The following is a 10,178-nucleotide window of genomic DNA, read 5'->3' as shown; positions in this document are numbered from 1 at the left end:
CCGCCGTGCAGATTCTTGAAGTCGGCATCGGTCGGGTTGAGCGTGTAGGTGTAAGTGCCGTCGGTGTGCAGCTCCAGGGTGCCATAGGTGCCGGTGAAGGTACCGGCGGTGACCGGGCCGGTGGGTACGCGGTCGGCGCCTTGTACGTCGTTGGTCAGCACGTTGCCTGTCAGGGTCAGCAGGGTTTCCGAAGCGGTGTTGGCGTTGGAATCGTTCACCGCTTTTGGCAGGTCGTCGATGATGTTCACATCGAGGGTCGCATTGGCAGTCGTGCCGTTGTCGTCCACCACGGTGACGGCAAATTGTTCAGGCAGGTTGTTGGCGCCGTTGGCGGTTGGATGGGCGTCGTTGTGGTCGAGGGTGTAGCTGTAGCTGACCACACCGGTCGCTGCGTTGAAACCTGTGATGGTCAGTGTGCTGCCGAGCGGCGTGGTCACCGATTGTGGGAAGCCGGCGGCCACACCGTTAGTGACGACAGCGATACCGCCGACAGTCAGCGTGGTGACGCCGTCCAAAGCGGTGATGGTGAAGGTGCCGCTTTGGGTCAGTGCGTTGGAATCCGGCTCGCTGCCAGTGCTGAGATTTTTTTCGTAAACAGTCAGCTCGCCGCCCTCGGCGTTCAAGCCATTGATCAGCACCGGATCGTCGTTGTTGTGGATCTGCAGCACCAGATTCGCGGTGCTGGTGTCACCGTCCGAGTCGGTGATGGTGTAAGTGAACGTCTCTGTCCCATTGCCGCCGCCGTGCAAATTCTTGAAGTCGGCATCGGTCGGGTTGAGCGTGTAGGTGTAAGTGCCGTCGGTGTGCAGCTCCAGGGTGCCATAGGTGCCGGTGAACGTACCGGCAGTGACGGGGCCGGTGGGTACGCGGTCAGCGCCTTGTACGTCGTTGGTCAGAACGTTGCCTGTCAGCGTAAGGTTGGTTTCCGAAGCGGTGTTGGCGTTGGAATCGTTCACCGCTTTGGGCAGGTCGTCGATCACGTTCACATCGAGGGTTGCATTGGCAGTCGTGCCGTTGTCGTCCACGACGGTGACGGCGAACTGCTCGGGCAGGTTGTTGGCGCCGTTGGCAGTTGGGTGGGCGTCGTTGTGATCCAGCGTGTAGCTGTAACTCACTACACCGGTCGCTGCGTTGAAACCGGTGATGGTCAGCGTGCTGCCCAACGGAGTAGTGACCGATTGTGGGAAGCCTGCAGCTACGCCATTGGTAACCACGGCGATACCGCCCACGGTCAGGCTCGTTACACCGTCTTGCGCAGTGATGGTGAAGGTGCCGCTCTGAGTCAGTGCATTAGCGTCCGGCGCGCTGCCGGTGCTGAGGTTTTTCTCGTAGACCGTCAGTTCGCCGCCGTTGACGTCGAGACCGTTGAGGACCACCGGATCGTCGTTGTTGTGGATCTGCAGCACCAGATTCGCGGTGCTGGTGTCACCGTCAGAATCGGTGATGGTGTAAGTGAACGTCTCTGTGCCGTTACCGCCACCGTGCAGCGCTTTGAAATCCGCGTCGCTGGTGTTCAGGGTGTAGGTGTACGTGCCATTGGCATTCAACACCAGCGTACCGAAAGTTCCGGTGAAGGTGCCCGCAGTCACAGGCCCGGTGGGCACGCGGTCAGCACCTTGCACATCGTTGGTCAGCACGTTGCCGGTAAGGGTCAGCAGGGTTTCCGACGCGGTATTGGCGTTGCTGTCGCTCACCGCTCTGGGCACGTCGTCGATGATGTTGACGTCGAGCGAGCCGGTGGCGCTGTCGCCATTGCTGTCACCGGCAGTCACGGTGAAATGTTCGCTGAGGCTGTTGGCGCCGTCACCGGCCGGATGGGCGTCATTGCCGTTGAGGGTGTAGCTGTAACTGACGACCCCGGTCGCAGCGTTGTAACCGGTGATGGTCAGGGTGTTGCCCAGTTGCGTGGTGATCGACTGCGGGAAACCCGCCGCCACGCCGCCACTGATCACGCTGATGCCGCCAATGTTCAGACTGCTCAAGCCGTCCGGCGCCGACACCGTGAAGCTGCCGCTCTGAGTCAGCGCGCCGGGGTTGGAGGAGGAGCCGTCGGGCAGGTTGGCTTCGTTGAGGGTCTGCTCGCCCCCCGGCACCGCGAGGCCGCTGAGCGTCACCGGATTGTTGACCGGCGGCGGCACGATCGGCGTGTTGTTGCCATTGTCGATCACCGCGTTATGCCGCTCTTCGGGAAACTCGGGAATGCCATTGAAACCGGCGGTCGGGAAGCCGATGACCGGATCCACTCGTCCACCGACTTCAGTCAGCAACACAAAGCTGTGACCACCGCCCGCCTCGCCCGGCACGCCAGTCGGCGCATTCGGGCCCGCAGCGGTGGCTTCAGCGGCTTTGGTCGGGTCTTCGCCGGCAGCGATGGCTTTCTGAATCTGCTCGACGTCAGTCAGCTGTGCTTCGCTCGGCGTCAGCGCTTCAGGGGAGTCGACATGCACCGCCTGATTGGCCAGCAGTTGCCCGGAAAGGGTCATGCTGCTGTCGCGACCCAAGGTCAGTTCGTGGCCATTTTGCAAATGAATGGCGACAGCGCCTTCTGCGCCGGTGATCACTTGATCGCCGGCAAACAAGCGGTCGCCCTCGACCAAAGCGCGGCGAGTGCCGTCGGTGCCTTGAGCAAAAACCTGACCAATGACTTTAGTGACGATCCCGATGAGCGTTGCCATGTGAAACTCCTCCGCTGCCGAACACCGTCGGCACTGGTTCGCGAAGCACGCCCATGGCTCAAGCGGGTTGCCGGGGTGACGCTCGCACCTCGACAGTTCGTTTCGCAGGTAGCGCAAACAAGGAAAGGTCAGTGCTTTCAAGCACTGCGCAATCCTGATTGATGCCGCAAACCCACTAGCGCTACGTAACGGTGGTGAATCACCCGAGTGACAAAAAACCGTCACCCATCTGCCGCTACGCGTCCCTCCCCTTCAGCATTACTTCGCCGTATGTCGCAAAGTGAATGGAACTTTCCTCAAGCCTCTCCGTGCTCCCTGAAGCGCATAAACAAAGGCTTTCGTCCTGAACAATGTGCCGATTTTGGCCAAGCGCATAAGTTTTTTTCGGCATAAGCCTTATGAAAATTTTTTCTTAGCTACGCTTCAGGATGTTCTTAGCTCTGTTGTTACAAGAGTGAAACGCTTACACCTTAAATTATCGTCAAATATTTGGCGACAGTAACACACCATCAGGACCAGGGAGATGCACCCCATGCGCGTTTTAACCCCCCTTTGCAGCGCGGTTTTGCTGGCCATGGCTTGCACTTCTCAAGCCCAGGCCATGAACCTGACCGAAGCAATTCAGAGCACCATTGCCACCCACCCGGATCTCGCCTCGCGTGTGGACGCCAAACTGTCGGCCGATGAGCAAGTAAAAGTGGCCAAGGGCGGCTTCTATCCGTCCGTCGACTTGAATGCCGCCTACGGGCGCGGCTACAGCGACAACACCAATACCCGGGCTTTCGGTAATCACCACACCGAGATTCTCAATTACACCCAGTCGGAACTGCGACTGCGACAAATGATCTTCGACGGCTTCAACACGGCCAATGAAGTCGAGCGCACCAAGGGCGTGTCCAACTCGCGCGCCTACTACGCGCAAGGCACCGCCCAGGATCTGGCGCTGCGCACCATCGAGGTCTACCTCGAAGTGCTCAAGCGGCGCGAATTGGTGACCCTGGCCAAGAACAACCTGCAAGCGCACCTGCGCGTGAATGATCAGATCGGCCTGCGCACCCAGCGCGGCATCGGCAGTACCGCCGACTCCGATCAATCGGTCGCCCGTAAGGCGCTGGCGCAAAACAACCTCGACACCGCCGAAGTCGATCTGGCCGACGCCGAATCGAACTTCTACGCCGTGGTCGGGCGCATGCCCGATGAACTCGAAGCGCCACCGTCGACTCGCGGCGAGGTTCCTGCCAGCCTGCCGGAAGCCCAGCAGAGCATGGTCGAGAACAACCCGTACCTGAAATCCGCGCAGGCGGACGTGCAGTCGGCCGAGAGCCAGTACGAAGTCGCCAAGTCGCCGTTCTACCCGCGTTTCGACGCCGAGGCGGCGGTGGGTGCGAACAACAACGTGCAAGGTGATGAAGGCCACGACAACGAATGGCGCGTCGGCGTGATCATGAATTACAACCTGTTCCGTGGCGGCAGCGACAAGGCCCGTCTGGCCTCCGATGCGCACCAGATCAACCAGGCGATGGACATTCGTAACAACGCCCTGCGGCAGTTGAACGAGAACATCCACCTGGCGTGGAACGCCATGGTCAACGCGAACAAACAGACCCCGACCGCCCGTGAATACGCCGAGACCACCAAGCGTGTACGTGCGGCGTATCAGGATCAGTTCGGCCTCGGCCAACGCACCCTGCTCGACTTGCTCGACAGTGAAAACGAGCTCTACAACGCCAACCGCCGCTACACCGAAATCCGCTACACCGAGGAATACTCGATGTACCGCGTGCTGGCGAACATGGGCCAGTTGCTGAGCAAGCAACGGGTGGTGCTGCCGGCGGATGCCATTGCGGCGACCGAAGTCAAAAACGAAGCGCGCCTGCCTGAGCTGAAATGAGGTAACCCCTGTAGGAGCTGCCGAAGGCTGCGATCTTTTGATGTTGTTTTTGCAGATCAAGATCAACAGATCGCAGCCTTCGGCAGCTCCTACAGGGAGATGTGTCGATAGTCGAGTCCGTTCAACAGGGGCGATCAATATGACCAGCATGGCCGAAGGTGGACACACCGGGATCGATCCGCGGCTGAGCTTCGATGACCCGTTACTCGACGGTCTGTTGATCCTCTGCAAGCTCCACGGCGCGACGGTCAGTCGCGCCAGCCTGAGTGCCGGGCTGCCCCTGAACAAGCAACGCCTGAGCCTGGACCTGCTGCCCCGTGCAGCCGCCCGGGCCGGTTTGCAGGCGCGCCTGTTGCGGCGTGAACTGAAGGATATTTCTGCACTGAATCTGCCGATCCTGTTGCTGCTCAAGGATGGGCGCACCGCCGTCCTGCGGCGTTTTGGCGATGACGGCAAGGCGCTGATCCTGCCCAGCGAAGCCGATGGCGGCGAGCAATGGGTCGAGCGCGAAGAACTCGCCGAACACTACAGCGGCCAGGCCTTGTTCGCCCGTCCGCGCCACGAACTCGAAGACTTGCGTTCACCGCTGGTGCCACGGGTGCATGCCTGGTTTCGCGACACGCTGAAGCTGTCGAAATGGCTGTACAGCGATGCGATCCTCGCCAGTTTTCTGATCAACCTGCTGGGCCTGATGGTGCCGCTGTTCGTCATGCAGACCTACGACCGCGTGGTACCGAATCAGGCCACCTCGACCCTGTGGGTGTTGGCGATCGGCCTGCTGATCGGCACCGGTTTCGAACTGGTGCTGCGGGTGGTGCGCGCGCACTTGCTCGATACCGCCGGGAAGAAAACCGATGTGATCCTTTCCGCGACTTTATTTGAACGCATCACCGGCATGGCGATGAAGGCGCGGCCAGCGACCATCGGCGGTTTCGCCCAGAGCATTCATGACTTTCAGGGCCTGCGCGAATTCCTCACGGCGGTGACCCTGACCAGCCTGATCGACCTGCCCTTCGTGGTGTTGATGCTGGTGGTGATCGGCCTGCTCGGCGGCTGGCTGGTGGTGATCCCACTGCTGGCATTTCCGATCACGATCATTTTTGCTCTGGCGATTCAGGTGCGCCTGCGCGACACCGTGCAGAAAAGCCTGAGCCTCGGCGCCGAGCGGCAGGCGCTGCTGATCGAAACCCTCGGCGGCCTGGAAACCCTCAAGGCCTGCAGCGCCGAAAGCGAGCGCCAGCACAAATGGGAAAGCACCCACGGCGCCCTCACCCGCCTCGACAGCCATGCGCGCAACCTCTCCGCGCTGGCGACCAACGGCACACTGTTCATCCAACAGTTCTCGGGGATGGCGACGATCGTTGCCGGGGTCTACAGCATCATCGCCGGCAACCTCAGCGTCGGTGCGCTGGTCGCCAGCTACATGCTCGGCAGCCGGGTTCTTGCGCCGCTGGGGCAGATCGCCGGGCTGATCACCCGCTACCAGCAAGCGCAACTGACCATGAAAAGCACCGATGCGCTGATGGGCCTGCCGCAGGAGCGTGACGGCAAGCAGCGGCCACTGGAACGTACACAGCTACAAGGTGCGCTGGACGTCAGTGGCGTGACCTTTCACTACAACGGTCAGAATGCACCGGCGCTGAGCAACGTCAGCTTCAGCATGAAACCCGGCGAGCGGATCGGCATCATCGGTCGCAGCGGCTCGGGCAAAAGCACCCTGGCGCGGCTGTTGATGGGTTTCTATGAACCCGAGGAAGGCCAGTTGCTGCTCGACGGCCTCGACCTGCGGCAACTGGATGTCGCCGACCTGCGCCAGCAGATCGGTTACGTCGCCCACGACCTGCCGCTGCTGGCCGGCAGCCTGCGCGACAACCTGACCCTCGGCGCCCGCTACATCAGCGACTCGCGCATGCTCGAAGTCGCTGAACTGACCGGCGTTACCGAACTGGCGCGACAGCATCCGCAAGGTTTCGACCGGCCGGTGGGCGAGCGCGGACAACTGCTCTCCGGTGGCCAGCGCCAAGCGGTGTTGCTGGCCCGGGCGCTGCTGCTCGACCCGCCGATCATGCTGCTCGACGAACCCACCAGCGCCATGGACAACAGCAGCGAAGACCTGCTGCGCCAGAAGCTGCACGGCTGGGTGCAAGGCAAGACGCTGCTGCTGGTCACCCACCGCACCTCGATGCTGAGCCTGGTGGACCGGCTGCTGGTCCTGGACAACGGCCGGGTCGTCGCCGACGGCCCGAAAGAAGCGGTCATCGATGCACTGCGCAAGGGCCGCGTCGGCTCGGCGGCGGTTTAGATGCGTGAACATAATTTATGGCTCTCACAAAACCTGTGGCGAGGGGATTTATCCCCGATGGGCTGCGCAGCGGCCCCAAAGACTCTGAGGGCGCTTCGCACCCTATCGGGGATAAATCCCCTCACCACAAGTAAGTGTTCCGGGCGACGCATGGGTTGTGCGGTTTGATGTTTCTTAACTGAGGGGTATCGCCCCATGTCTGCATCTTCAGATAGCAAATCACGCGGTTACTTCGACAGTTTCGGCAAAAGCGCCGAAGCCGAGTTCATGCCGGAAACCGCCGGCGCTGCACTGCAGGATTCGCCGCGCTGGTCGCGGATCACCGTGTGGCTGGCGGCGGCGCTGTTGATCAGTGCGCTGGTCTGGGCCAAGTTCGCGGTGCTTGAAGAAGTGACCATGGGCGAAGGCAAGGCGATTCCGTCGAGCAAGGTCCAGGTGATCCAGAACCTCGAGGGCGGGATCGTCACCGAGATTTTCGTGCGTGAAGGGCAAATGGTGAACAAAGGCGACAAGTTGCTGCGCCTGGATGACACGCGTTTTCTGTCGAACAAGGGCGAGAGCGAGGCCGACCGTTATGCGTTGATGGCGCAGGTCGAACGTTTGTCGGCTGAAGCCGAAGGGCGGCCGATGAAACTCTCGGACGAAGTCGTCAGCAAGGCGCCACAAGTGGCCGAAGACGAACGTGCGTTGTACGACCAGCGCCAGCGTCGACTGGCCAGCGAACAACGCACCCTCACTGAACAGCTGCGGCAGAAAACTCAGGAACTGGCGGAGTTTCGTTCCAAGCAAGGTCAGTACAGTTCCAGCCTGGCGCTGTTGCAACAAGAGATGAACATGTCGTCGCCTCTGGTCGGCACCGGCGCCGTATCGCCAGTGGAAATCCTGCGACTCAAACGCAGCGCGGTGGAGATTCGCGGTTCGCTGAATGCGACGACCCTGGCGATTCCTCGGGCGGAATCGGCGATCAACGAGATCAAGAGCAAGATCGACGAATCGGAACAGACCTTCCGCTCCGACGCGGCCAAAGACCTCAATCAGAAACGCACCGACCTGTCGAAAATCACCGCCTCGAGCATCGCCATCGACGACCGCGTCAGCCGCACCACCGTGACCTCGCCGGTGCACGGGGTCATCAAGCAGCTCAAGGTCAACACCATCGGCGGCGTGGTGCAGCCGGGCAGCGACATGGTCGAAATCGTGCCACTGGAGGACAACCTGCTGATCGAAGCCAAGGTGCGTCCGCAAGACGTCGCGTTCCTCCATCCGGGCCAGAAAGCCATGGTCAAGTTCAGTGCCTATGACTACACGATCTACGGCGGGCTGAGCGCAAAACTGGAACTGATCGGTGCCGACACGATTACCGATGACAAGGGCAACAGCTTCTACCTGATTCAGGTGCGCACCGATAAAAACCACTTGGGCGGCGATGTGAAACCGCTGCTGATCATCCCGGGGATGGTGGCGACGGTGGACATTATTACTGGGGAGAAAAGTGTGCTGGATTACCTGCTTAAACCGGTGCTGAAAGCGCGGACCGAGGCGATGCGCGAGCGGTAGAAGTTTCTGGATCTGGTGGTGAATTGACTGGCCTCATCGCTGGCAAGCCAGCTCCCACAGGTTCTGAGGTGCTCACAGATTTTGTGTTCGACACGGACACTGTGGGAGCTGGCTTGCCAGCGATGGGGCCAGCCCAGACATCAACTATCTGTCGCCATGATTGCGCTGAAAAACCTCCGCCCCCATCGCCGCAATCTGCCCCTCGATCAGCGCCTCGAACGGCTTGAGCAACGGCGCAAACGTCATCGGCGCTTCCAGAGTTTCCAGCGCCTGCACAATCGCCTCAATCGTTGACAACGCCCCCGGCCCCGGCGCTTTGCGCAACCGATAGCGCGATACCCCACCCTGCGCCAGCGTCACCCGCGGCAACGCCGCCAGCAGCGGGTTGAGATGAAGCATCTTGCGTGCCTTGCGCCAGGTGCCGTCCGGCACCACCAGCAACAACGGTTGATCGGATTCGCGGTAAGCCTGCAGCGGCTGCGCATCGTCAGCGGGAAACAGCAACCGCGCCTGATATCCCGGCCGATTGAGCAGCGCCGGCAGATCCTCGAATATCTCACCGACAATCAACTCGGCATTGGCCAAACCCAGCGCCGCCAACCGCGCAGTATTCAACGCATGGTTAACCTCGCTCGGATGCTGCAACAGCAGAACGCGGGTGCGGCTGTCGAGGCTCGGGATCAGCGGGCACAGGCAGTGGCTTTGTGGACGCAGGCAGCGCGGACATTGGGGTCTGGACATGGTTCTTATGCCTGATTGAGCTGTGCTTTGAGCAAATCACGGAAGGTCTGAATCAACGGTTCGCGGCTGCGGCCCCGGCGCATGATCATCGAAAACGGCGCCTGATAACCGAAGGTCGCCGGCAGCAACACGCGCAAGTCTCCTTTGTCGGCCCAGGCCTGAGCGTAGTGCTCCGGCAGGTAGCCGATGTAGGCGCCGGACAGCACCAGAATCAGCTGTGCCTCCATACTTTCCACGGTCGCCGCGCTGTGTTTGAAACCGTGGCGCGCCAGTTCCGCCTGACTCCAATAACCACGGCCGACCATGCGTTGCTGGGTGATGACCTGCTCGGGAATCCGCCGCTCGTGGAACAACGGATGGCGGCTGCTGCAATACAGCCAGTGCTGCTCGCGGTACAGCGGCATGTACACCAGGCCGCTCATGCGCGTGGAAAACGCGCCGATGGCCAGATCGAGGCGGTTGTCCTGCACACCGAGTTGCAGTTCGTAGGGGCTCATCACCGACAAGTGCAAATGCACCGCCGGGTGCTCCTGGCTATAAGCGCCGATGGCTTCGGCGAACGGCAAGGCCTTGTCGCTGACGGTGGAGTCGATCACCCCGAGATTGAGCGTACCGCGCAGTTCGCCCTTGAGTGCAGCAGCGTATTGCTCGAAACCTTCAAGTTCGGCCAGCAGGCGCAGGGTTTCCTGATGGAACAGCTCGCCCTTGCTGGTCAGGCTGAACCCGCCCCGTCCGCGATGACACAACACCAGACCAAGCGCCGCTTCGAGCTGGCTCATATAGGTGCTGATCGCCGAGGTCGACAGGTTGAGCTCCTGTTGCGCGTTGGCGAAACCCTGATGCCGGACCACGCTGACGAAGATGCGCAATAGTTTCAGGTCGGGTAAAGCGTTGGCCATCAGGTACTCCACAAACCATTTGAACTCGCCGATCCCTGTAGGAGCTGCCGCAGGCTGCGATCTTTTGATCTTGATTTCTGGCAGCTTTGAAGGCGCCGAAAATCAAAAGATCG

6 protein-coding genes are annotated in these 10,178 nt (G+C 61.0%); 3 read left to right on the top strand and 3 right to left on the bottom strand.

All coding sequences use genetic code 11. The features are described 5' to 3' along the window. The coding region (locus ACTJKS_RS16515) for a retention module-containing protein (protein WP_440828898.1) at positions 1–2,675 on the bottom strand (2,675 nt) is incomplete at its 3' end. A 532-nt stretch (positions 2,676–3,207) separates the two neighbouring features. Between ACTJKS_RS16515 and ACTJKS_RS16510 the strand changes: the two genes are divergently transcribed. From ACTJKS_RS16510 to ACTJKS_RS16500, 3 genes are all read left to right on the top strand, one after another. Next, positions 3,208–4,566 carry a TolC family outer membrane protein gene (locus ACTJKS_RS16510; protein WP_145593291.1) on the top strand — a complete coding sequence of 453 codons (1,359 nt, stop codon included), beginning with the start codon at positions 3,208–3,210 and terminating at the stop codon, positions 4,564–4,566. Positions 4,567–4,705: 139 nt separating this feature from the next. Further along, positions 4,706–6,868 carry a type I secretion system permease/ATPase gene (locus ACTJKS_RS16505; RefSeq protein ID WP_262948075.1) on the top strand — a complete coding sequence of 721 codons (2,163 nt, stop codon included), beginning with the start codon at positions 4,706–4,708 and terminating at the stop codon, positions 6,866–6,868. 195 nt (positions 6,869–7,063) lie between these two features. Next, entirely contained in the window at positions 7,064–8,425 is a 1,362-nt protein-coding gene (locus ACTJKS_RS16500; RefSeq protein WP_145593293.1) for an HlyD family type I secretion periplasmic adaptor subunit, read from the top strand. Positions 8,426–8,569: 144 nt separating this feature from the next. On the opposite strand, the gene ACTJKS_RS16495 is transcribed toward ACTJKS_RS16500, so the two are convergent. After that, positions 8,570–9,166 (bottom strand): tRNA-uridine aminocarboxypropyltransferase, encoded by a 597-nt coding sequence (locus ACTJKS_RS16495; protein ID WP_086791944.1) that lies wholly within the window; start codon positions 9,164–9,166, stop codon positions 8,570–8,572. Positions 9,167–9,171: 5 nt separating this feature from the next. Continuing rightward, positions 9,172–10,065, bottom strand: coding sequence for a LysR family transcriptional regulator (locus ACTJKS_RS16490; RefSeq protein WP_041070221.1), 894 nt, complete (start codon positions 10,063–10,065; stop codon positions 9,172–9,174). Positions 10,066–10,178 lie beyond the last annotated feature (113 nt).

It is taken from the genome of Pseudomonas sp. 22189, assembly GCF_052045635.1.
GTDB classification, from domain to species: Bacteria; Pseudomonadota; Gammaproteobacteria; order Pseudomonadales; family Pseudomonadaceae; genus Aquipseudomonas; species Aquipseudomonas parakoreensis.
This window is presented reverse-complemented; position numbering and strand designations above follow the sequence as displayed.

Bases quoted from the DNA above. Each gene is read 5' to 3' on its own strand.
- ACTJKS_RS16510 (WP_145593291.1), top strand. From the start codon at position 3,208: ATGCGCGTTTTAACCCCCCTTTGCAGCGCGGTTTTGCTGGCCATGGCT.
- ACTJKS_RS16505 (WP_262948075.1), top strand. From the start codon at position 4,706: ATGACCAGCATGGCCGAAGGTGGACACACCGGGATCGATCCGCGGCTG.
- ACTJKS_RS16500 (WP_145593293.1), top strand. From the start codon at position 7,064: ATGTCTGCATCTTCAGATAGCAAATCACGCGGTTACTTCGACAGTTTC.
- ACTJKS_RS16495 (WP_086791944.1), bottom strand. From the start codon at position 9,166: ATGTCCAGACCCCAATGTCCGCGCTGCCTGCGTCCACAAAGCCACTGC.
- ACTJKS_RS16490 (WP_041070221.1), bottom strand. From the start codon at position 10,065: ATGGCCAACGCTTTACCCGACCTGAAACTATTGCGCATCTTCGTCAGC.